General features: G+C 66.0%; 20 protein-coding genes. 7 read left to right on the top strand and 13 right to left on the bottom strand.

What is annotated here, in order from left to right:
- Nucleotides 1-21 precede the first annotated feature (21 nt).
- The 12 genes from GGR00_RS12800 to GGR00_RS12745 all read right to left on the bottom strand — a co-directional run bounded on the left by GGR00_RS12800 (nucleotide 22) and on the right by GGR00_RS12745 (nucleotide 15,095).
- Nucleotides 22-1,071 (bottom strand): ABC transporter ATP-binding protein, encoded by a 1,050-nt coding sequence (locus GGR00_RS12800; RefSeq protein WP_055970098.1) that lies wholly within the window; start codon nucleotides 1,069-1,071, stop codon nucleotides 22-24.
- A 3-nt stretch (nucleotides 1,072-1,074) separates the two neighbouring features.
- The gene (locus GGR00_RS12795; protein WP_055970094.1) at nucleotides 1,075-1,938 is read right to left on the bottom strand and encodes an ABC transporter permease; all 864 of its coding nucleotides are present in this window, start codon (nucleotides 1,936-1,938) and stop codon (nucleotides 1,075-1,077) included.
- Nucleotides 1,938-2,879, bottom strand: a complete 942-nt coding sequence (locus GGR00_RS12790; RefSeq protein ID WP_055970091.1) for an ABC transporter permease — start codon at nucleotides 2,877-2,879, stop codon at nucleotides 1,938-1,940. The genes GGR00_RS12795 and GGR00_RS12790 overlap by 1 nt, the downstream gene beginning before the upstream one ends.
- Before the next feature lie 62 nt (nucleotides 2,880-2,941).
- Entirely contained in the window at nucleotides 2,942-4,465 is a 1,524-nt protein-coding gene (locus GGR00_RS12785) for an ABC transporter substrate-binding protein (protein WP_377863748.1), read from the bottom strand.
- Between the two features lie 44 nt (nucleotides 4,466-4,509).
- The gene (locus GGR00_RS12780; RefSeq protein ID WP_055970085.1) at nucleotides 4,510-5,271 is read right to left on the bottom strand and encodes a creatininase family protein; all 762 of its coding nucleotides are present in this window, start codon (nucleotides 5,269-5,271) and stop codon (nucleotides 4,510-4,512) included.
- A gap of 11 nt (nucleotides 5,272-5,282) precedes the next feature.
- Nucleotides 5,283-6,431 (bottom strand): mandelate racemase/muconate lactonizing enzyme family protein, encoded by a 1,149-nt coding sequence (locus GGR00_RS12775; protein ID WP_184699620.1) that lies wholly within the window; start codon nucleotides 6,429-6,431, stop codon nucleotides 5,283-5,285.
- Between the two features lie 238 nt (nucleotides 6,432-6,669).
- The gene (locus tag GGR00_RS12770) at nucleotides 6,670-7,554 is read right to left on the bottom strand and encodes a MurR/RpiR family transcriptional regulator (protein ID WP_184699619.1); all 885 of its coding nucleotides are present in this window, start codon (nucleotides 7,552-7,554) and stop codon (nucleotides 6,670-6,672) included.
- Nucleotides 7,555-7,823: 269 nt separating this feature from the next.
- On the bottom strand, nucleotides 7,824-8,177 hold the full coding sequence (locus GGR00_RS12765; RefSeq protein ID WP_055970075.1) for a DUF779 domain-containing protein: 354 nt from the start codon (nucleotides 8,175-8,177) through the stop codon (nucleotides 7,824-7,826).
- 163 nt (nucleotides 8,178-8,340) lie between these two features.
- Nucleotides 8,341-9,858 carry an aldehyde dehydrogenase gene (gene adh, locus GGR00_RS12760; RefSeq protein WP_055970073.1) on the bottom strand — a complete coding sequence of 506 codons (1,518 nt, stop codon included), beginning with the start codon at nucleotides 9,856-9,858 and terminating at the stop codon, nucleotides 8,341-8,343.
- 139 nt (nucleotides 9,859-9,997) lie between these two features.
- Entirely contained in the window at nucleotides 9,998-10,963 is a 966-nt protein-coding gene (locus GGR00_RS12755; RefSeq protein WP_184699618.1) for a helix-turn-helix domain-containing protein, read from the bottom strand.
- Nucleotides 10,964-11,105: 142 nt separating this feature from the next.
- Entirely contained in the window at nucleotides 11,106-12,908 is a 1,803-nt protein-coding gene (locus tag GGR00_RS12750; protein WP_184699617.1) for an NAD(P)/FAD-dependent oxidoreductase, read from the bottom strand.
- Between the two features lie 291 nt (nucleotides 12,909-13,199).
- A complete protein-coding gene (locus tag GGR00_RS12745) occupies nucleotides 13,200-15,095 on the bottom strand; it encodes a sigma-54-dependent Fis family transcriptional regulator (protein WP_184699616.1) in 1,896 nt (631 codons plus the stop codon).
- A 295-nt stretch (nucleotides 15,096-15,390) separates the two neighbouring features.
- On the opposite strand from GGR00_RS12745, the gene napE reads away from it, so the two are divergent.
- The 7 genes from napE to GGR00_RS12710 all read left to right on the top strand — a co-directional run bounded on the left by napE (nucleotide 15,391) and on the right by GGR00_RS12710 (nucleotide 20,338).
- Nucleotides 15,391-15,582, top strand: coding sequence for a periplasmic nitrate reductase, NapE protein (gene napE, locus GGR00_RS12740; protein WP_184699615.1), 192 nt, complete (start codon nucleotides 15,391-15,393; stop codon nucleotides 15,580-15,582).
- 4 nt (nucleotides 15,583-15,586) lie between these two features.
- Nucleotides 15,587-16,090 (top strand): ferredoxin-type protein NapF, encoded by a 504-nt coding sequence (gene napF, locus GGR00_RS12735; protein WP_184699614.1) that lies wholly within the window; start codon nucleotides 15,587-15,589, stop codon nucleotides 16,088-16,090.
- On the top strand, nucleotides 16,083-16,349 hold the full coding sequence (locus GGR00_RS12730; protein WP_055970055.1) for a chaperone NapD: 267 nt from the start codon (nucleotides 16,083-16,085) through the stop codon (nucleotides 16,347-16,349). The genes napF and GGR00_RS12730 overlap by 8 nt, the downstream gene beginning before the upstream one ends.
- The gene (gene napA, locus GGR00_RS12725; RefSeq protein WP_184699613.1) at nucleotides 16,346-18,850 is read left to right on the top strand and encodes a periplasmic nitrate reductase subunit alpha; all 2,505 of its coding nucleotides are present in this window, start codon (nucleotides 16,346-16,348) and stop codon (nucleotides 18,848-18,850) included. Before GGR00_RS12730 ends, napA begins: the two co-directional genes overlap by 4 nt.
- The gene (locus GGR00_RS12720; protein ID WP_082496353.1) at nucleotides 18,820-19,323 is read left to right on the top strand and encodes a nitrate reductase cytochrome c-type subunit; all 504 of its coding nucleotides are present in this window, start codon (nucleotides 18,820-18,822) and stop codon (nucleotides 19,321-19,323) included. The genes napA and GGR00_RS12720 overlap by 31 nt, the downstream gene beginning before the upstream one ends.
- Before the next feature lie 4 nt (nucleotides 19,324-19,327).
- A complete protein-coding gene (locus tag GGR00_RS12715; protein ID WP_184699612.1) occupies nucleotides 19,328-20,044 on the top strand; it encodes a cytochrome c3 family protein in 717 nt (238 codons plus the stop codon).
- A 93-nt stretch (nucleotides 20,045-20,137) separates the two neighbouring features.
- Complete coding sequence (locus GGR00_RS12710; RefSeq protein ID WP_055970047.1) at nucleotides 20,138-20,338, top strand: DUF1858 domain-containing protein; 201 nt, start codon at nucleotides 20,138-20,140, stop codon at nucleotides 20,336-20,338.
- A 17-nt stretch (nucleotides 20,339-20,355) separates the two neighbouring features.
- Here GGR00_RS12710 and GGR00_RS12705 read toward each other — a convergent pair whose 3' ends face one another.
- Nucleotides 20,356-21,060 (bottom strand): Crp/Fnr family transcriptional regulator, encoded by a 705-nt coding sequence (locus tag GGR00_RS12705; RefSeq protein WP_184699611.1) that lies wholly within the window; start codon nucleotides 21,058-21,060, stop codon nucleotides 20,356-20,358.
- Nucleotides 21,061-21,176 lie beyond the last annotated feature (116 nt).

Genomic DNA, 21,176 nt, shown 5'->3' with positions numbered 1-21,176 from the left:
GCGTCGTTTGCGTCGTGTCGGTCACAGAAGTTCGTGCCTCCAGCAGCGGGTCAGGTGTTCGGGCGAGGCGTTGAGCAGTTCCGGAGGCGCGGTTTCGCAGTGCGGCTCGGCCAGCGGGCAGCGCGGGGCGAAGGCGCAACCGGCAGGCAGCGCCAGCACGCTCGGCACGCTGCCGGGGATCGGGTTGAGCATCTTGCGCGTGCCGTCGTCGGCGCGGTCGCGCTTGGCATCGGGAATGCAGGCAAGCAGGCCCTTGGTGTAGGGATGGCGCGGACGGGCGAACAGGTCGTGCACCGGCGCCTGCTCGACGACGCGGCCGGCATACATGACAGCCACCTCATGGGCGATCTCGGCGACGACGCCCAGATTGTGGGTGACGAACAGGATGCTCATGCCGATCTCGCGCTGCAGCCGGCGCATCAGGTCGAGGATCTGCGCCTGGATGGTGACGTCGAGCGCGGTCGTCGGCTCGTCGGCGATCAGCAGGGCCGGATTGCAGGCGAGAGCCAGGGCGATCATCACACGCTGGCGCATGCCGCCGGACATTTCGTGCGGGTACTGGTCGAGACGCTTGTCGGGGGCCGGGATCTCGACCAGTTCGAGCATGCGCCGGGCGCGGGTGCGGGCCTCGTGCCGGTCGACCGGCTCGTGCAGGCGGATCATCTCCATGATCTGGTCGCCGACGGTGTAGAGCGGGTTGAGGCTCGTCATAGGCTCCTGGAAGATCATGGCGATCTCCTTGCCGCGGATCGCCCGCATGCGCTTGTCGCTCAGCGTGGCGAGATCGACGACGCCGCCGTCGCGCATGCGGTAGAGCAGGCGGCCGCCGACGATGCGGCCGGGATGCGCCAGCAGCCGCATGATGGACAGGCTGGTGACCGACTTGCCCGAGCCTGATTCACCGACGACCGCAAGCGTCTGGCCGCGGCGGACGGTGAGCGTGACGCCGTCGACCGACTTGGCGGCGCGTGCGCCCATGATGAAGTGCGTGCGCAGATTGTCCGCCCGCAACACGATGTCGTCGGCGAGCGCGTCGGGATGATTGCCTGCGTTGGGTGTGGACATGGCCATGTGTCAGAGGTCCTTGCGCAGGCGTGGATCGAGCAGGTCGCGCAGGCCGTCGCCGACAAGCTGGAGCGAGAGCACGGTCAGGATGATGGCGAGGCCGGGGAAGATCGTCATCCAGTCGGCCTGGCCGACATATTGGCGGCCGGCGGCGATCATCGTGCCCCAGGTCGGGATTTCCGGGCTGACGCCGACGCCGAGGAAGGACAGGCCGGCCTCGGCGAGCATCGCATAGGCGAAGATGAAGGTTGCCTGCACCAGGATCGGCGAGACGAGGTTGCGCAGGACATGGCGCGTCATGATGCGCCATGTCGGCACGCCAAGGGCGCGCGCGGCCTCGACATAGGGGAGTTCGCGGATGACCAGCGTCGAGGCGCGCACAACGCGCGCCAGGCGCGGCGCATAGACGACGCCGAGCGCGACGATGACGGTTGCCAGCGACGGCCCCAGAGCGGCGACGAGGGCGATGGCCAGAAGGATGTCGGGAAAGGCCATCATCGCATCGATGATGCGCGAGACGATGCCGTCGGCCTTGCGGAAGAAGCCGGCCACCAGGCCGAGCGTGATGCCGACGGTGGCGGCAAGGGCGGTGGCCGCGGCGCCGACCAGCAGCGACAGCTGGCCGGCATAGATGGTGCGGCTGAAGATGTCGCGGCCGAACTCGTCGGTGCCGAAGAACCAGGTCGCGCTCGGCGGCTTGAGCCGGTTGACGATGGACAGCTTGCCCGGCGCATAGGGCGCGATCAGCGGCGCGAGAACGGCGAGCAGGGTGATCACCACGATGATGGCAAGGCCGATCGCCAGCGTCTTGCGCTGCAGGATGAGCGTCGAGATGCGTGGGCTATCCACGCTGGATGCGGATGCGGCGGCCATCAGTAACGTACCCGGGGATCGATCATGAGGTAGAGCAGGTCGATGCCGAAATTGATCAGCACGTAGATCGCTGCGATGACGAGCAGGGCGCCCTGGATGACGGGATAGTCGCGTCGCAGAACGGCCGACACCACGAGATTGCCGACGCCCGGCAGGCTGAACACGGTCTCGGTGACGACGGCGCCGGAAACCAACAGCGCGGCGGTCAGGCCGACGACGGTCAGCACCGGGATCAGCGCGTTCTTGAAGGCGTGCTTCATGATGACCCGGAACTCGCCCATGCCCTTGGAGCGGGCCGTGCGCACGTAGTCGTCATTGAGAACGTCGAGCATCGAGGCCCGGGTGAAGCGGGTAATCAGCGCCGACGAGACGACCCCGAGCGCCACTGCCGGCAGCACGAGATGGCTCATGCGCGTCAGGAACGAGGCATCGGGGCCACCGTAGCCTGCGACCGGGAACCAGCCGAAGCGGACTGCGAAGACCTGGATCAGGATCAGGCCGAGCCAGAAGCTCGGGATACTTGCGGCGAGCATGGTCAGGGTGGTCACCGACTGGTCGAAGAAGCTGCCGCGCTTGTAGGCCGACATGATGCCGACGGGGAGCGCGATGGCGCTGGCGATCAGGATCGCGAAGACGGTGAGGAAGAAGGTCGGCTCGGCACGATCGAGCAGCGCTGCGGCGACCGGCATGTCGAGGAAGATCGAATGGCCGAGGTCGCCGCGGGCGAGCTGGGCGAGGAAATAGAGGTACTGGACGGGCAGTGACTGGTCGAGGCCGAGGCGCACCCTGAGCACGTCGATGTCGGCAGGCGTGGCGTCCGGGCCGAGCATGACCGCGGCCGGATCGCCGGGAGCGACGCGCACGATGACGAAGACGATCGTGACGACCGTGAACATCACGGTCAGCATGCCGAAGAGGCGTTGCAGGACGTATCGTGTCATCGATCGGCTCCCCCATTGGCCCGCCGGCGCGACAATGGCCGCGCCGGCGGAGATTGCTGTTGTTACTTGGCGATATAGGCGTTCCAGAAGTATGGCCAGGCCGACGGCGTGAAGCCGGCGAGCTTCGGCGACTTGGCCGACAGGGCGTTGAAGTCGCCGACCTTGTAGAAGGGGGCCTCTTCATAGATGAGCTTCTGGATGTCGGCGAAGATGGCGACACGCTTCTGCGGGTCCATTTCGGTGTTGAGGGCGACGACGAGCTTGTCCTTCGCCTCGCTGGCCCACCAGCCCGGATAGGACGAAGGCAGCGGTGCGATTAGCGCCGGATCCGGCAGGAACGGGCTGTGGGTGATGAAGATGTCCCACAGCGCCGGCTCGGCGCGGCGCTGCACCAGCGTCGCCCAGTCGACGACGTCGAGCTGCACCGCAAGGCCGGCGGCCTTGAGATATTCGGCCGCGACCTGGGCCATCTTGTAGTGGAACTCGTACTGGCGGCTGGTCAGGATGCGGACCGGCTTGCCGTCGTAACCGGCTTCGGTGGCAAGCGTCTTGGCCTTTTCAGGATCGGCCTGGTTGTAGCCTTCGATGCCGGCGTCCGAACGCCACTGGTAGCCATCGGGGTAGAGCGCGCCGTCAAGCGCGAAGAACTCGGGCTTGCCGAATGCGGCTGCCATCATGTCCTCGGCGTTGAGCGCCGACTGCACGGCCTTGCGCAGGCCGGGCTTGGTCATCATGCCTTCCTTGTTGTTCATGATGAACATCGGCCAGCCGAACGACTTGAGCACCAGCGGCTCGGTCTTTGCCTGACCGTTGAGGCGGTCGAATGCCTCGACAGGCAGCAGGTCGGCGTAGTCGTATTGGCCGGCGATGGCGCCTTCGACGCGGGTGTTGGCGTCCGGCACCGGCACGAAGCGGATCTCGTCGAGATACTGCTTGCGGGCGCCGCCGAAGCCGTCAGGCTCGCCTTCGCGGGCCTTGTAGCCGTCGAAGCGCACGAGCTGCAGATACTGGTCGGCCTTGCGCTCCTTGATCATGTAGGGACCGGTGCCGACATAGTCGGCCAGCGTCTCGGCGATCTTCTCCGACGGCAGCACCACGGCGGCCGAATTGTTGAAGGCGAGCAGTGCGGTCAGCGGCGCAAAGGGCTGCTTGAGCGTGATCTGGACGGTGTAGTCATCGACGGCTTCGAGCTTGTCGAGATTGGCTGCGACCAGCTTGCCGCGCGAGGCGACTTCCAGCCAGCGCTTGAGCGAGGCGACCACGTCCTCGGCGGTCATCGCCGAGCCGTCGTGGAAGACGATGCCCTGGCGCAGCTTGATGGTGTGGACTTTGCCGTCGGCCGATACCTCGGGCAGCGCCTCCGCCAGCAGCGGCGCGACGTTCCAGTCCTTGTCGAAGGTGTAGAGCGTCTCGAAGAAGTGCTGCGTGACCATGCCGAGCAGGTCGCCCGTCGCGGTCATCGGATCGAGCGTGGTGAGTTCGCCGATCGTCGCGACGTTGACGACGCCGCCGCGTTCCTGTGCAAAGCCTTGTGCGGCAACGAGCATGCTCACGCTTGCCAGGCCCGCGATAGTCAATTTCTTCAGCATGGTTCCCTCCCTATATCCAAATCAAAAGTTGACGGTAATTCTCAATTCGCCTTGGTCAGCGACCTCACCACGCGCTCCAGTTCGTTGACGACCGCGTCGGTGATCAGTTCGCCCTTGCGGGCGCTCGCCGTGGACGGATCGCCGACCACGCCGGTGCCGCCGGACATCTGGTGCATGGTGCGGAACAGCGCTCCGCGGCTTGCCCGGATCATGTCGGCGTTGGCCCAGTCGTAGGTCTCGACGTAGGACATGTCGCCGATCAGCTCGCGCCGCACGTTGTCGGGGGCGGCAAGCAGCATCAGTGAGGTCTCGAACTCGCAGGCATGGTTAACGCCGGCAAAGCCGCTTTCGCGGATCGCCTCCAGCTCCGGCGCGACCAGCCGCCACCAGGTGAGCATGGCGATGGTGCACTCGCGATGACGGGAGCCGAAGGTTTCGAGCAGCACCTGCCCGACAGCCTGGTTGCCGCCATGGCTGTTGAAGATGACGAGGTTGGTGAAGCCGTGGCGCACGACGCTTTCCAGAATGTCGCCGACATAGGCGAGGAACGTCTCGTGGCGCACGGTCAGCGTGCCGGCAAAGTCCATGTGGTGCTCGGAGCAGCACACCTTGACCTGCGGCAGGATGAGGACCTTGTCGCCGAGGCGCTCGTCGAGGCGGTCGAGGAAGTGGCCGCCGATGGCGACGTCGGTGTCGATCGCCAGATGCGGACCGTGCTGCTCGATGGCGGCGACGTTGACGATGACCGGAATGGAGCGGTCCAGTCCGGCGAATTCGTTGGTGGTGAGCTTGTCCCAGCGCATCCGGGCTACCCTCAGGAGATCGTGCGTTCGGAGGTGCGGAAGCGGGCGAGGGCGGCCTCGTCGAGCTTGACGCCAAGTCCGGGGCCGTCGGCCGGGATGCCGACATGGGGCGGCTCGAAGGCGAGCGGGGTTTCCAGCAGGTCGTGGGTGCGGATCATGCGGCCGAAGATGTCGCCCGGCCAGACACAGCTCTTCGCCGCCGCCGACTGGTGGACATACATTGCCTCGAGGATGCCGAGGTCGATTTCCGAACCGTGCCAGCAATACAGGCCGGCGGTTGCCGCAATGTGGTCGAGCACCTGGAACTTGGCGAGGCCGCCGTTGAAGTTGAAGCCGTCGACGGCGTTGTGGGCGATGGCGTTGATGGCGTCGTGCGGGCGCTGGCCCTGGAAGACGTAGGGCAGCGAGACGTGCAGCACGATCGGGATCGAGGAGAAGCGGCGCAGCTCGGCAAAGTCGAGCTGCATCCAGCGCGGCAGCGGATCCTCGAGCAGCAGCACGTTGCCGACGGCCTCGAGCTCGCGGATGATGCGGCGGGCGTTGCCGGCATTCTCCCAGCGCTGGTTGGGATCGAAGATGACCTTCATGCCCGGCGCGTGCTTCTTGATCTCGGCGCACCAGCCGGCGACGTCGTCTTCGAGGTCGCACTTGAACTTGATGACCTTGTAGCCCTGCTCCTGGTAGCGCTTGACCCAGGGTCCGACCTCTTCCTGCGTGCGGTGGCTCGACCAGGCGCTGACAGGGACGCGGTCGCGGATGGCGCCGCCGAGGAGGCGATGCATCGGCACGCCGAGCGACTTGGCATAGGCGTCCCAGATGGCGCATTCGAAGCCGTCATATTCGCGGCAAAGCGGCAGCGGCAGGTCCTGCAGCGGCAGATCCATGATCGACTGGCCAAGCAGGTTGTCGCAGATCGCCTCGATACGCGGCCATTCGTGATCGCGGTAGAACTCGCCAAGGCCAACCGTGCCGTCGGCCAGCGTCATGCGCAGGACGAGCTTGGGCAGTTCGTCGAACTGCATGCTCCAGGCGGCCTTGCCGCCGACGGGCAACATGTGAAGCGGCTTGGCCAGGCTGTCCGAGTTGATGACGCCCTTGTGCGCCGGCACGATGACCTCGTCGAAGCGGAAGGAAACAATGGTCTTGTCGGCTATCGGCATGGGCGGCTTTCGGATTGGACTGGGTGTCGTTTCGAGAAGCAGGATGTAGTTTTATTACTCACAAGTCAACAAGTGCGGAGTAAAATTTCATACCCTGTGGACCGCGCGCGACCATCCGGCACGTTCCGGATTCGGGCGGGGGTGGGCTATCTCATTGTATTTGTTATATGAAATTGAATCCGTTTCCGCGAAGTGCGGCTCTCGCCGCACCGTCAGGAATTGCGGATCGAGCCGCCGATCAGTCGCCGATGGGTTGGTTGTCGGTGCTGCCGTGCAGGGCGACGAGCGTCGAGCGCGCCCGCCACAGCTTCTTGCCGACGGTGTTGCGACGGCGGGCGCCGATCAGGGTCGAGATGCAGTCGAGCACGAACAACTGGCCGTAGCGCCCGCGGTTGGGCATGTAGAAGAACTTCTCCTCGTCGAAGGCGACCAGGGGCACGTTGACGGTGGCGTGGCTGGCAAGGGGGCTGCCGGGATGGGTGACGGTGACCACCTTGGCATCGAGCGAGACGGCGAGCTTGGCGCTGTCGACCAGCGACAGCGGCTTGCCGGTGACCGAGAATATGAACAGCACGTCGTCCGCTTCGACGGTCGAGGCGATGATGCGCTGCTTGTAGGGGTCGGCGGTGGCCGAAACCGCCAGGTCCAGGCGGAACAGCCGGTTCTCCGCCTCGCGCGCGACGTTTGCCGAACTGCCGCCGACGCCGAAGCAGAAGATGCGTCGCGCATTGTGGAGCAGTTCGGTCGCCCGCTCCAGCGCAGCCGGGTCGCGCTGCGAGAAGGCCACGGCAAGGGCCTGGATCGTCGCCTCGTAGACGTTTTCGGCGACGTCGGGGCCGGTTTCCGCCGCCGAGGTGCGCTCGCCGACGATGTACATGCGGCCGATGGCATAGTCCTGCGCCAGGCGGATCTTGAAGTCGGTGAAGCCGTCGCAGCCGATGCGCCGGGTGAAGCGGACGATGGTCGGTTCGCTGACCTTCGCGCGGGCCGCAAGCTCCTTGATCGGCAGCCGCGTCGCCGCCTCGATGTCTTCGAGGATGGCGTTGGCGATGGCGCGGTCGGCCGGGTTCATTTCATCGTTTTCGATGCGCAGGCGGTCGATCAGGTTGACTTGATTTGCCATGTGCCTTCATCGATTTGATGAGTCGGATTGCCTCATCGTTACCATAAGCGCCCCTTCGAACAACCATGCGGCCGAGCGGGCGGCGATCGGGGAACCGCTTGCCGGGGGCGGGCAAGCGCGGGCGAGGACGCGATCTCGTTCCGGCCGACTGGCAGCCGCTGCGCGTGGCGGAACGCGCCCGACGCTTTTAAGGAGCTTCTGCAGTTCTGTGAAGTCCAGGCGCATGCAACGGTCGCGCGACAGGCGCAAGCGCGCCTGGATGCCGGCGCTCACACCGTCGGAATGCAGACCGTCGAGCGTGTCAGAAAGCGCTTCTCGCGACCATTGTCGAGCGAGAACATGCCGCCGCGCCCGGGCACGACGTCGATGACCAGATCGGTGTGTTTCCAGACCTCGAACTGCGCGGCGCCGATGTAGACCGGCGTGTCGCCGATGGTGCCGAGCAGGACGTCGTTGTCGCCGACGATGAAGTCGGAACGCGGATAACACATCGGCGAGGAGCCGTCGCAGCAGCCGCCGGACTGGTGGAACAGCACCGGCCCGTGGTCGGCGATGATGTCGTCGAGCAGGGCGACGGCGTCAGGTGTGGCGGAGACCTTGTCGTGGGGAGGATGCGAGGACATGGGCGCTGGGTTCCGGCGTTGCGGCCAGCTCTCTTCTCCCCGTGCACGGGGAGAGGATGCCGGCAGGCAGGTGAGGGGCGGCGCAGACCTGGGTGGTCGAGCTGCCCCTCATCCGCCCCTTCGGTGCACCTTCTCCCCGCAGGCGGGGAGAAGGAAAAAAAGCTCAGAAGAACCCGAGCTTCTTGGGGCTGTAGCTGACCAGCATGTTCTTGGTCTGCTGGTAGTGGCCGAGCATCATCTTGTGGTTCTCGCGGCCGATGCCCGACTGCTTGTAGCCGCCGAAGGCGGCGTGCGCGGGATAGGCGTGGTAGCAGTTGGTCCAGACGCGGCCGGCCTGGATGGCGCGGCCGAAGCGGTAGAGCCGGTTGGCGTCTCGGCTCCAGATGCCGGCGCCGAGGCCGTAGAGCGTGTCGTTGGCGATCGACAGCGCGTCATCGTCGTCCTTGAAGGTGGTGACCGAGAGTACCGGCCCGAAGATCTCCTCCTGGAAGATGCGCATCTTGTTGTGGCCCTTGAAGACGGTCGGCTTGACATAGTAGCCGCCGGCAAGGTCGCCGGGCAGGGTGGCGCGCCCGCCGCCGGCCAGAAGCTCGGCGCCTTCCTGGCGGCCGATGTCCATGTAGGACAGGATCTTTTCCAGCTGCTCGGACGAGGCCTGCGCGCCGATCATGGTTGCGGGGTCGAGCGGGTCGCCCTGGACGATCGCCTCGACGCGCTTGAGCGCGCGTTCCATGAACCTGTCGTAGATCTTCTCATGCACCAGCGCGCGGCTCGGGCAGGTGCAGACCTCGCCCTGGTTGAGCGCGAACATGACGAATCCCTCGATCGCCTTGTCGAAGAAGTCGTCGTCCTCCGACGTCACGTCCTGGAAGAAGATGTTGGGCGACTTGCCGCCGAGTTCGAGCGTCACCGGGATCAGGTTCTGGCTGGCGTATTGCATGATCAGCCGGCCGGTCGTCGTCTCGCCGGTGAAGGCGATCTTGGCGATGCGCGGGCTCGACGCCAGCGGCTTGCCGGCCTCGAGGCCGAAGCCGTTGACGATGTTGAGCACGCCCTCGGGCAGAAGATCGCCGATCAGGTCGGCCCACAGCATGATGGAGGCCGGCGTCTGCTCGGCCGGCTTCAGCACCACGCAATTGCCGGCGGCAAGGGCTGGGGCCAGCTTCCAGCAGGCCATTAGCAGCGGGAAGTTCCACGGGATGATCTGGCCGACGACGCCGAGCGGTTCGTGGAAGTGATAGGCGACCGTGTCGTCGTCGATCTGCGACAGGCTGCCTTCCTGGCCGCGCAGGACGCCGGCGAAGTAGCGGAAATGGTCGATCGCCAGCGGCACGTCGGCGGCGGTCGTCTCGCGGATCGGCTTGCCGTTGTCCCAGGTCTCGGCGAGCGCCAGGAGGTCGAGGTTTTCCTCCATGCGGTCGGCGATGCGGTTGAGGATCAGGGCGCGGGCCGCCGGCGCGGTCCTGCCCCAGGCGTCCTTGGCCTTGTGGGCGGCGTCGAGGGCTGCCTCGACGTCGGCGGCGTCGGAGCGGGCGATCTCGCCGAGCGGCCGGCCGGTGACCGGCGAGATGTTTTCGAAGTAGCGGCCGGATTTCGGCGCCACCCACTGGCCGCCGATGTAGTTGTCGTAGCGCTTGGCGAAGGGCACCTTGGCGGTGCGCGAAAACTCGACCTTGTTCATGAACTTCCTCCCGAGAAGCGACGTCGCGGGATGCGACGTGTCGGGAGCAGCGTCGGAGAATATCGGGGCCGTGTCAGCCCGGGCGGAGCGGTCGCCGGCGCCAACTGTCGCAGAACTGCGACAGTTTCGGGCGGCAACCTCAATGCGTGCGGCGGATGCCGAGGCGGTTGAGCTTGCGGTGCAGGGTGGCGCGCGAAATGCCGAGCTGCTGGGCAGCGGCCGAGACGTTGCCGTCGGCGCGGGCAAGCGCCCGGTGCAGGGCGGCACGCTCGGCTTCGCCGAGGTCCTCGGCGACCCGCATGCCGCCACCGACAATGTCGGCGACCGGCAGCCGCCGCTCGAGCCGTTCCCGGGTGATGCCGTAGGTCAGGCGCGCCTGCCTCGTCGCGCCGATGACCAGGTCGTCGGCGTCGACGGCGATCATGCCGCCGGGGCTGCGCTCGACCTCGGGCGTCAGGATGATGCGGGCATGGGGGAAGGCGAGACGGAAGTTGTCGGCCTCGATGCGGCGCGCGGCATCGCCGACGGCGAGCGCGATCAGGTTGACGAATCCTTCGGTCAGGTCGGCCCGGCAGGACGACACGTCGAGGGCGGCCGCGACATTGCCGTGGTGGTCGTAGATCGGGGCGGTGGTGCAGGACAGTGCGGTGTTGCGCGACAGGAAGTGCTGGCCGCGATGGATGGTCAGCGGCCGCTGCTCGACCAGGCTGGTGCCTATGGCGTTGGTGCCTTCGCTTTCCTCGCTCCAGACGGTGCCCGTCCACAGGCCCCAGTCGTGGAAGGTCTCGTCGTCGGCGACGGCGCCGCGGCGCTCGACGGGCACGCCGTCGCGGTCGGCCAGCAGCACGCAGCAGCCGACTCCGCCGACGGCGAGGTAAAGCCGGTCGAGGCTGGCCTGGGCCACTGCAATCAGGGGCTCGATGCGCTGCCGGGCGAGCGACAGCTCGGCTTCGGTCAGCCGCTCGGGCGGGCTCCGGTGCGTCGGGTCGAGACGGTGCTGCGACGAACGCCGCCAGGACGCGACAAGCGCCGAGCGCGCAGCGTCGCTCGACTTCAGGGCCGCCTGGACCCTGTCGGCATGCTCGACGATTGCGGGGCCTCTCATCCTCTCCTCCGACGGTGGTCTGCACTCTTCCTTGTCGCGTACAGTCGTCGCCCGCTTCCGCGCGCCGGTCAATTAGCCGTTAGACCCAGACAGGCATGCAGGCCGGGAGCGACGAGCTCGCCGGCCTGCAGCGTTCTCGACGTCAGGACTTGTGATGGACGTCCTGCAGCCCGTAGACCTGGGTGGCGAGCCCTTCCTTGCGCGCCTTGATCTGCAGGGAGAGATATTGCGAGTAATGCCTGGACTGGTGCAGGTTGCCGCCGTGGAACCACAGCGCTTCCTGCTGGGTCGGCTTCCACATGTTGCGCTGCTCGCCTTCCCAGGGGCCGGGATCCTTGGTCGTGCTGGAGCCAAGTCCCCAGCACTTGCCGACCTTGTCGGCGACATCCTGGCTGATCAGGTCGGCGGCCCAGCCATTCATCGAGCCATAGCCGGTGGCGTAGACGATGAGGTCGGCCTCCAACTGGCGCCCGTCTTCGAGCACGATCGAGGTTTCGGTCAGTTTTTCGACGCCTGTGCCGCTGACCAGCTTGATGCGGCCGTCGGCGACCAGCTCGCAAGCCCCGACGTCGATGTAGTAGCCGGAGCCGCGCCGAAGGTATTTCATGAACAGGCCGGACTCGTCGTCGCCGAAGTCGAGCATGAAGCCGGCATCTTCGAGACGCTGGTAGAATGCCGCGTCCTTGTCGCGGATCTTGTTGTAAATCGGCACCTGGAATTCGTGCATGATGCGATAGGGCAGCGAGGCGAAGATCAGGTCGGCCTTGCGCGTGGTCATGCCGGAAGCGACGGCGCGCTCCGAATAGAGGTCGCCGAGCCCGATCTCCATCAGCGAGTCGGACTTGACGATGTGGGTGGAGGAGCGCTGCAGCATGGTGACGTCGGCGCCGCCTTCCCAAAGGGCCGCGCAGATGTCATGCGCGGAATTGTTGGAGCCGACGACCACCACCTTCTTGTCCTTGTAGGCATCGGGTCCGGGGTGCTGGGAGGAGTGCTGCTGCTCGCCCTTGAAGATGTCCTGGCCCTTGAATTTCGGGACGTTGGCCTTGCCCGACATGCCGGTGGCCAGCACGAGCTGTTTCGGCTTCAGCACGATCTCTTGGCCATCGCGCTCGACCGCGACGGTCCATTCCCCGGCAGCCTCGTCATAGCTGGCGGACTTGCAGGTGGTGGAGGTCCAGTAATTCAGCTCCATGACCTTGGTGTACATCTCCAGCCAGTCGCCGATCTTGTCCTTGTGCGCAAAAACCGGCCAGTTCTCGGGGAACGGGATGTAGGGCAGGTGGTCGTACCAGACGGGGTCGTGCAGGCAGAGCGACTTGTAGCGCTTGCGCCAGCTGTCGCCGGGCCGCTCGTTCCTCTCGATGATGATGGTCGGCACGCCGAGCTGCCGCAGCCGGGCGCCGAGCGCTATGCCGCCCTGGCCGCCGCCGATGATGACGGTGTAGGGCTGGGTGGTGAAGCCGAGCTCGGCGGCTTCGGCCTCGCGCTTTTCCTTCCACGTCCGGCGGCCGGCGTCGCTGCCGTGCTCGGCTCCCATCGGCCGCAGCAGGCCCTTGGGTTCCTCGTGGCCCTTCAACTCGCTCATGGTGGTGAGCAGCGTCCAGATCAGGCCGTTCTTCAGCCTGACGTGGCCATAACCGCGCGCCACTGCCGTCTCGAACTCGAACCAACCATCGGTGATGCTGCCGCTCTGGCTGGCCAGTTCCTTGCCGTCCTGGCGGAAGCGGCCCGGCTTGATCGACGCGAGCTGGTTTTTCAACATGTCGCGGATCTGGTCGTGGCCTTCCATGGTCTTGAGATTCCAGGTGAAGGTCACGAGGTCGCGCCAGTAGCAGTCCGCCTGGAACAGGTTCACGGCGGCGTCGATGTCGCCGCTGGCAAGCGTCTTCTCCAGCTTGCCGAGAATGCTGTCGATCTTGGTCTGTGGGCTGTCGTCGAGCATTTTGTCTTCCTCCGAATTGCCGATGATTGTTTGCTTCGGGACCGGCCTGTGGCCGTCCGCGGCGGGGACTTGCCGGTGGGTCATCCCGGTCGTCCCGCAGGGTTCAGCCGGGCGTCGATGCCCGAACTGTTCGACGTGGCTTTCCTCCGATTCCAGTCGCTCCATGCACAGCAAGTGCCGTGCCAAGTCGCCGATGGCGGGAAAGACAGGGATTCCGGGAGGAGGTGTGACCACAGCTGTTGCAGCGCGCCTGGCGCATGCCACAGCTGTTGCAGCAGGCGCTGCAACAGCTCAGTTGAGCGCGGTCAGGCCGTAGCGCTTGATCTGGCGGTGGACGGTGGAACGGTCGACGCCCATCCGGCGGGCGGTCTCGGAGATGTTCCAGTTGCACGCGGCAAGCATTGCCTGCAGTGGCGCGGGGCCGGACACGGCGTCGTCATGGTCGGTCACCTCGGCCGCCGCGGCCAGCGTTTCGGGCAGATCGCAAATCTCGATCACGCCGTCCTGGCACAGTGCGGCCGCAACCGCGATGACGTTGTCGAGTTCGCGGATGTTGCCCGGCCAGCCATGGCCGCGCAGGGCAAGCAGGGCAGCGGGTGCCACGGTCAGCGTCTCGCCGTCCTGCCTGTGGCGGGCAACGACCGTGTCGAGCAGCCAGTCGAAGTCGCGGCGCTCGCGCAGCGGCGGGATGGACAGCGTCGCGGCGTTGAGGCGGTAATAGAGATCCTCGCGGAAACGCCCTTGCTGCACCAGGGAGCCGAGGTCGCGGTGCGAGGCCGAGATGACCCTGAGGTTGACCGGCTTCGGCCGCGATGCGCCGACCGGCAGAACCTCCCGTTCGGCCAGCACACGCAGGAAGCGGCTTTGCAGCGGAAGCGGCATGTCGCCGATCTCGTCGAGGAACAGGGTGCCGCCGTCGGCCTCCTCGATCAGGCCCTTGCGGCCCTTGGCCGACGCCCCGGTGAAGGCGCCGGGCAGGTGGCCGAACAGCTCGCTTTCGATTAGTTGCTCGGGAATGGCGGCGCAGTTGATGGCGACGAACTTGCCCTTGGCGGCAGCGCCGTCATGGATGGCCTTGGCCAGATATTCCTTGCCGGTGCCGGTCTCGCCCTGGAGCAGGATGGGCAGCGGCCTGCCGGCGAGCTTCGCCGCCTTGGCCTGGAGGGCCGCCATCTGCGGATCGCCGCCGCTCAGGCCGCGCAGCGAGACCGGGATCTGGTCGCGCGCAATCGCCGGAGCCTGGACCTTGTGGTGCGGCTCGATGGCATGGGCAAACAGCGCATTGCCGTCGCGGGCGAAGACCAGGCGGTCCTGCGTCGGCCGCCGGCGGGTGAGATCCGGCAGGTCGTCGATCTCCATGTCGAAGAAGCGCGCGATCGGCTGGCCGATAAGCTCGTCCGGCTGGCGCCAGTCGAGCCCGACCGAACGTGCCAGGATCTTGGCGCCGCCATGGGTCATGCCGATGATGCGCCCGGCGCCGTCGATGGAAATCGCCGCCTCCGGGTCGACGTCGAGGAATTCCGGCGAGCGGGCGAAGCGTAGCACCCATTCATCGCGGGTCTGGGCCATCAGGTTGGCGAGTTCGATGCGGCGCACGGTGGCTGCCACCAGATGCAACGCCAGATTCTGACTGGTCTTGCGGATCGGCGAGCTCAACAGCGAGATGTCGAGCACGGCGGCCAGATCGCCCCCGGTATCGTAGACGGGTGCTGCCGTGCAGGACAAAGGCGTATGCGTGTTGTCGAAATGGTCGGTCTGGTGGATGGTCAGGGCTTCGCCGGCCTCCAGGCAGGCGCCGACGGCGCAGGTTCCGGCGCGCGCTTCCGACCATTCCGAGCCGAGGTAGAGGCCGGCCTTGCGCAAATTGTTGTCGAACAGCGGATCGCCGAGAAACTCGACGGTCACGCCCTTGCGGTCGGACAGCAGCAGCACGTAGTTCTGGCCGGCGACCTGGCGGAACAGGTTTTCGAGGCCAGAGCGGGCAATGGCGATCAGTTCCTCGGACTGCTGGCGATGCTGGCGCAGCTCGCCGTCGGGCAGGATATAGGCTTCGCAGGCCTGGCTCGGGTCGAGCCGATGCTGCTCGATGCAGCGCAGCCAGGACTTGACCACCTGCTCGTCGCGCCCGGTCGAAGCTCCAAGGCTGACGCTTTCGATCTCGCGAATATGGTCGGAATGCGAAAACATCGGCAATTGCAGCGCGCCTCCCAACGCACCGCCCTCCCATTTCCTCCGGATGTCCCATGACTGCATGGCCTTGGGGCATTGTAAAGGAGACTAAGGCAGAGGTGTCGGTGGTGGTGGCGGCGAGCGGCAATGCTTCAAACGCCCCGAAGTATATCCGGACGACAACGGGTTGCGAAACATTTGGGGAAATTCTGCAACGTTATAGTATTGCAATGATCACCTGAGAGAGTAGTCTCCTCGACAGGGACCCGATTGAATTGCTTGGGTCCTTTCGTCCAAGGCACATGAGGGGATCATGACCCAGGACCAGGGAAACTCCGGCACCGTTCGGCCCGATGTTTCCACGCGCCGCAAGGAACTCCTCGCATTTCTCGTGCTGGCCTTCGGAATCTGGCCCGTCGTCGCGGTCGGTGTCGTCGGCGGATACGGCTTCATGGTCTGGATGTGGCAGATCATCTTCGGGCCGCCTGGACCTCCGGGAGGTTGAGCCGATGGCAGCGCTGGGCAGCATCAGCCGCAGGTCGTTCCTGACCGGCCGCGACGATCAGCCGGTGCGACGACTCCTGCCGCCCGGAGTGGCAGAGGACGGACTGGCCGCCTGCACCGGCTGCGGCTCCTGCGTCGATGCTTGCCCCACCGCCATCATCGCGCTTGTCGCAGGCAAGCCATCGCTGGACTTCCTGGCTGGCGAATGCCTGCTGTGCGGCGACTGCGCCACGGTTTGCCCCGAACCCGTCTTCGACCGGGCCGTGCCACCGGCGTTTGCCCATGTCGTTGCCATTTCGGACGCCTGCCTGGCGCGCAACGGCGTGTCCTGCATGAGCTGCCGCGACGCCTGTCCGCCCATGGCGATCGCCTTCAAGCCGCGGATCGGCGGACCGTTCCTGCCGCAGCTGGACGAGGCCGCCTGCACCGGCTGCGGCGCCTGCATCGCGCCATGCCCCGCGCAGGCGATCGCGGTCACCCCCATAAGCATGGAGCCGGCACATGCCTGACCAGCGCCGCTATCACCACATTTCCAGCGCGGTCGTTGCCGTCATGCCCGGGCGGCTGGCCGAAGTGGCCGAAGCGATCGCCGGCATGGGCGGCCCGGAAATCCGGGCGCAGGAAAACAACCGCATCGTGGTCGTGATGGAAGGCGACAGCGCCGGCGAACTGGGGGCCCAGCTCACCGCGCTCGGCGCCCTCGACGGCGTCGTCGCGGCTAACATGGTCTTTGAACACATCGAGGAACTGGAGGGCTCTGCACCATGACGGCAGAACTGAACCGACGCGAGCTCCTGAAGGCACAGGCGGCGGCCGTTGCGGCCGCAACGGCAGGCATCGCCCTGCCGGCATCGGCCCAGCCGATCCCCGGCGGCGTGGGCGCGCTGGAGATCAAGTGGTCGAAGGCGCCATGCCGCTTCTGCGGCACCGGCTGCGGCGTCATGGTCGGCGTCAAGGACGGCCAGGTGGTCGCCAGCCACGGCGACACCCAGGCCGAGGTCAATCGCGGCCTCAACTGCGTCAAGGGCTACTTCCTGTCCAAGATCATGTATGGCGCCGACCGGCTGACGACGCCGCTGATGCGCAAGCGCAACGGCGTCTACGACAAGGACGGCGAGTTCGAGCCGGTAAGCTGGGACGAAGCCTTCGGCCTGATGGCCGAGCGGGCGAAGAAGGTGCTGAAGGAGAAGGGGCCGACGGCGATCGGCATGTTCGGTTCCGGCCAGTGGACCATCTTCGAGGGGTATGCCGCGACCAAGCTGATGCGCGCGGGCTTCCGCTCCAACAATCTCGATCCCAATGCCCGCCACTGCATGGCTTCGGCCGCCTATGCCTTCATGCGCACCTTCGGCATGGACGAGCCGATGGGCTGCTACGACGATTTCGAGGCCGCCGACGCCTTCGTGCTGTGGGGCTCGAACATGGCCGAGATGCATCCGATCCTGTGGACGCGGCTGGCCGACCGGCGGCTCGGCCACGAGCACGTCAAGGTGGCGGTGCTGTCGACCTTCACTCACCGCAGCATGGACCTCGCCGACATTCCCGTGGTGTTCAAGCCGGGAACCGACCTCGCCATCCTCAACTACATCGCCAATCACATCATCACGACCGGCCGGGTCAACGAGGACTTCGTCAACAAGCACACCGTGTTCATGCGCGGCGAGACCGACATCGGCTACGGGCTGAGGCCGGAAGATCCGCGCGAAACCTCGGCCAAGGGCGCGGCCAATGCCGCAAACATGGAGCCGATGGACTTCGAGGCCTACAAGAAGCTGGTCTCGGAATACACGCTGGAGAAAGTGGCCGAGCTCAGCGGCGTCGAGAAAAGCTTCCTCGAGGAGCTGGCAGAGCTCTATGCCGACCCGTCGCGCAAAGTGATGTCGCTGTGGACCATGGGCTTCAACCAGCATGTCCGCGGGGTCTGGGCCAACCAGATGGTTTACAACATCCACCTGCTGACCGGCAAAATCTCCGAACCGGGCAACAGCCCGTTCTCGCTGACCGGCCAGCCGTCGGCCTGCGGCACGGCGCGCGAGGTCGGCACCTTCGCCCACCGCCTGCCGGCCGACCTGGTGGTCACCAATCCCGAGCACCGAAAGCACGCGGAAGAGATATGGAAGCTGCCGGCCGGGCTGCTGCCCGACAAGCCGGGCTTCCATGCGGTCGAGCAGGACCGGATGCTGAAGGACGGCAAGCTCAATTTCTACTGGGTGCAGGTCAACAACAACATCCAGGCCTCGCCCAACAGCAGCAACGAAGCCTATCCAGGCTATCGCAACCCGGACAATTTCATCGTCGTCTCCGACGCCTACCCGACGGTGACGGCGATGTCGGCCGACATCATCCTGCCCGCCGCGATGTGGGTCGAGAAAGAAGGTGCCTACGGCAATGCCGAGCGCCGCACCCATGTCTGGCACCAGCTGGTGCAAGCCCCGGGCGAGGCGCGTTCGGACCTCTGGCAGCTTGCTGAATTCTCGAAGCGTTTCACCACCGACGAGGTGTGGCCGCAGGAAATCCTCGACGCCAATCCTGCCTATCGCGGCAAGACGCTGTTCGACGTGCTTTACGGCAACGGCAATGTCGACAAGTTCCCGCGCAGCGAGATCAACCCGGATTATGCCAACAACGAGGCCACCGAATTCGGCTTCTACATCCAGAAGGGCCTGTTCGAGGAATATGCCACCTTCGGCCGCGGCCACGGCCACGACCTGGCGCCCTACGACACCTACCACGAGGTGCGCGGGCTGCGCTGGCCGGTGGTCGACGGCAAGGAAACGCGCTGGCGCTACCGCGAAGGCCTCGATCCCTATGTGAAGCCGGGCGAGGGGGTCAAGTTCTACGGCCGCCCGGACGGCAAGGCGGTCATCCTCGGCGTGCCCTACGAGCCGCCAGCGGAATCGCCCGATGACGAGTTCGACATATGGCTGGTCACCGGGCGCGTGCTCGAGCACTGGCACTCCGGCTCGATGACGCTGCGCGTGCCCGAGCTCTACAAGGCGTTTCCCGGCGCGCGCTGCTTCATGAATGCCGACGACGCCCGCAAGCGCGGCATCAACCAGGGCGCCGAGGTGCGGGTGATCTCACGGCGTGGCGAAATCCGCTCGCGCATCGAGACGCGCGGGCGCAACCGGATGCCGTCAGGGGTGATCTTCGTGCCCTGGTTCGACGCCAGCCAGCTCATCAACAAGGTCACGCTCGACGCCACCGATCCCATCTCCAAGCAGACGGATTACAAGAAATGCGCAGTCAAGATCGTTCCGGTCGCATGAACATGCGGCGCAGCGTCCCCGCGCTTGTCTTTGCCACCCTGTTCTGTGCGGGCACGGCGGCCCTGGCCCAGATGGCCTCCGACAGGTCTCCCGAGCTGACGGGTCCACCGTCGCCGATGGAGACGATCCCGGCGGCGCCGGTTCCCAAATGGGTGACCGACGACGTGCGCAAGATGCGCGCATATCCCGAGCAGCCGCCGGTCATCCCGCATTCGATCGAGGGCTACCAGCTGTCGGTCAACACCAACCGCTGCCTGTCCTGCCACAAGCGCGAGTTCACCCAGAGCTCGGGCGCGCCGATGATCAGCGTCACCCACTACATGACGCGCGAGGGCCAGATGCTGGCCGACGTGTCGCCGCGGCGCTACTTCTGCACCGAGTGCCACGTGCCGCAGGCGGACGTGCGGCCCTTGGTCGAGAACCGTTTCAAGGACATGAGCGAACTGGGCTTCAAGCCCGCCGGCAGCGAGTAGGCCCATGCAACGATTGAAGGAATGGCTGCTGTGGGCGTGGCACATCGTCAGCACACCGGCCGGCACGCTGAGCCTCGGCTTCCTGACGCTGGGCGGCTTTGTCGGCGGCGTGATGTTCTGGGGTGCGTTCAACACGGCGCTGGAGGTGACCAACACCGAGAAGTTCTGCACCTCGTGCCACGAGATGCGCGACAACGTCTACCAGGAGCTGACCCATACGATCCATTTCGCCAACCGCTCGGGCGTGCGGGCATCCTGTCCGGATTGCCACGTGCCGCACAACTGGACCGACAAGATCGCCCGCAAGATGCAGGCCTCGAAGGAAGTCTGGGGCAAGATCTTCGGCACCATCGACACCCGGCGCAAGTTCCTCGACAAGCGGCTGGAGCTTGCCCAGCACGAATGGGCGCGGCTCAAGGCCAACGACAGCCTCGAATGCCGCAACTGCCACTCGTCGGTGGCGATGGACCTGACGCGCCAGACCCAACGCGCGGCTGAAATTCATACCCGCTACCTGCTGTCCGGCAAGGCGACCTGCATCGACTGCCACAAGGGCATCGCCCACGAGCTGCCCGACATGAAGGGCATCGCGCCCGGCTGGCAGGTGCCGCCGGAACTGCAGGGCGAAACGCTGCCGCAATCCTCGGCGGTCGATGCCCTCGACCGCTACGTCAAGGCGTCGCATGCCGGCCTTCCGATGGAGGTGATGGCGCTGGATTGAGGCGCCGCGCAATCGCGCGCTTGTTTGTCCGCGCGCAAGGAAGGCTAAGGCGCAAACGTCCATCCTCGGGGCTTCACACAGCGGTGAGTGACGATGAAGCCACGTTTCAACGACGACATGAGCATGGACGCGATCATGCGCCAATGGCCGGGCACCATACGCGTCATGCTCGGCCACGGCCTGATCTGCATCGGCTGCCCGATCGCCTCGTTCCACACGGTTGCGGATGCCGCGCGGGAGCATCACCTTGACGAGGACATGCTGGTTCGCGACCTGACGAGCGCGATGAAGTGAGGATGGCGGGCCGTCCGTCAGCCTTTTTCAGCGCGGCCCTCGGCCAGCGCGAACAGCCGGTGCGGCTCGACCACGGTCACCTTCTGGCGACCGCTCTTGACCAGCCCCCTTTCCTCCCAGGCGGTGAGCAGGCGGCTGACGGTGTGCAGCGTCGTGCCCGTCATCTCGGCGATGTCCTGGCGTGAGATCGGGAAGTCGATGAGGATGCCTTCCTCGGTCTTGCGCCCCGTCTGCTTGACCAACCGCAGCAGGGCATGGGCGACGCGCTGCTCGACCTGCTCGGTGGCCAGTTCGACGACGCGGGCCTGGGCCTCCTGGAGCCGGGCGCCGACGGTCTTGTAGGTGCCGGTGGCGAAGCTCGGAAAGGACCCCGCCAGGTCCGGCCACAGATTGCCGGGCCAGGCGAGCACGACGCAGTCGACGGCCGCGACCGCACTGGCCGGGTAGGTGGTGCGTCCGAGCGCATGGGCGATGCCCATCAGTTCACCCGGGCTGATGTAGCGCACGATGACCTGCTGGCCGTCCGGCGTGGTCTTGACGACGCGGACATGGCCGTCGAGCAGGAGGAAGAACGAGTGCGCCTCGCCCTCCTGTTCGAAGACCGTCTGGTCCTTGGCGATGCGCAGCGAACGCGCCTGCTGGAGAACGCGGTCGAGATCCGCCGGGGTCATGCCCTGGAAAGGGGGCAAGCCGGTGATTAGCGAGCGGTCAAGACGGCTCATTTCAGTTGCTCCTGCGCGTTCCCGATCCTGCTCTCCGAAACCACAGATCATCTCGCCGCGGTTTGCGCTGGATCAAAGTGTCTCCGGCAAAAACGACATAGGCAAGGGCCCAACGG

The sequence above is a fragment of the Aminobacter aganoensis genome, assembly GCF_014206975.1.
Taxonomy (GTDB): Bacteria; Pseudomonadota; Alphaproteobacteria; order Rhizobiales; family Rhizobiaceae; genus Aminobacter; species Aminobacter aganoensis.
Note: the sequence above shows the minus strand (reverse complement) of the source record. Positions and strands in the feature narration are given on the sequence as shown.

What these genes read in the sequence shown, in the direction of transcription:
- GGR00_RS12710 (WP_055970047.1), top strand. Translation starts at nt 20,138, where the DNA reads ATGAAGCCACGTTTCAACGACGACATGAGCATGGACGCGATCATGCGC.
- adh (WP_055970073.1), bottom strand. Translation starts at nt 9,858, where the DNA reads ATGAACAAGGTCGAGTTTTCGCGCACCGCCAAGGTGCCCTTCGCCAAG.
- GGR00_RS12750 (WP_184699617.1), bottom strand. Translation starts at nt 12,908, where the DNA reads ATGCTCGACGACAGCCCACAGACCAAGATCGACAGCATTCTCGGCAAG.
- napF (WP_184699614.1), top strand. Translation starts at nt 15,587, where the DNA reads ATGGCAGCGCTGGGCAGCATCAGCCGCAGGTCGTTCCTGACCGGCCGC.
- napA (WP_184699613.1), top strand. Translation starts at nt 16,346, where the DNA reads ATGACGGCAGAACTGAACCGACGCGAGCTCCTGAAGGCACAGGCGGCG.
- GGR00_RS12770 (WP_184699619.1), bottom strand. Translation starts at nt 7,554, where the DNA reads ATGGCAAATCAAGTCAACCTGATCGACCGCCTGCGCATCGAAAACGAT.
- GGR00_RS12800 (WP_055970098.1), bottom strand. Translation starts at nt 1,071, where the DNA reads ATGGCCATGTCCACACCCAACGCAGGCAATCATCCCGACGCGCTCGCC.
- GGR00_RS12795 (WP_055970094.1), bottom strand. Translation starts at nt 1,938, where the DNA reads ATGGCCGCCGCATCCGCATCCAGCGTGGATAGCCCACGCATCTCGACG.
- GGR00_RS12730 (WP_055970055.1), top strand. Translation starts at nt 16,083, where the DNA reads ATGCCTGACCAGCGCCGCTATCACCACATTTCCAGCGCGGTCGTTGCC.
- napE (WP_184699615.1), top strand. Translation starts at nt 15,391, where the DNA reads ATGACCCAGGACCAGGGAAACTCCGGCACCGTTCGGCCCGATGTTTCC.
- GGR00_RS12775 (WP_184699620.1), bottom strand. Translation starts at nt 6,431, where the DNA reads ATGCCGATAGCCGACAAGACCATTGTTTCCTTCCGCTTCGACGAGGTC.
- GGR00_RS12705 (WP_184699611.1), bottom strand. Translation starts at nt 21,060, where the DNA reads ATGAGCCGTCTTGACCGCTCGCTAATCACCGGCTTGCCCCCTTTCCAG.
- GGR00_RS12765 (WP_055970075.1), bottom strand. Translation starts at nt 8,177, where the DNA reads ATGTCCTCGCATCCTCCCCACGACAAGGTCTCCGCCACACCTGACGCC.
- GGR00_RS12745 (WP_184699616.1), bottom strand. Translation starts at nt 15,095, where the DNA reads ATGTTTTCGCATTCCGACCATATTCGCGAGATCGAAAGCGTCAGCCTT.
- GGR00_RS12755 (WP_184699618.1), bottom strand. Translation starts at nt 10,963, where the DNA reads ATGAGAGGCCCCGCAATCGTCGAGCATGCCGACAGGGTCCAGGCGGCC.
- GGR00_RS12720 (WP_082496353.1), top strand. Translation starts at nt 18,820, where the DNA reads ATGCGCAGTCAAGATCGTTCCGGTCGCATGAACATGCGGCGCAGCGTC.
- GGR00_RS12780 (WP_055970085.1), bottom strand. Translation starts at nt 5,271, where the DNA reads ATGCGCTGGGACAAGCTCACCACCAACGAATTCGCCGGACTGGACCGC.
- GGR00_RS12790 (WP_055970091.1), bottom strand. Translation starts at nt 2,879, where the DNA reads ATGACACGATACGTCCTGCAACGCCTCTTCGGCATGCTGACCGTGATG.
- GGR00_RS12715 (WP_184699612.1), top strand. Translation starts at nt 19,328, where the DNA reads ATGCAACGATTGAAGGAATGGCTGCTGTGGGCGTGGCACATCGTCAGC.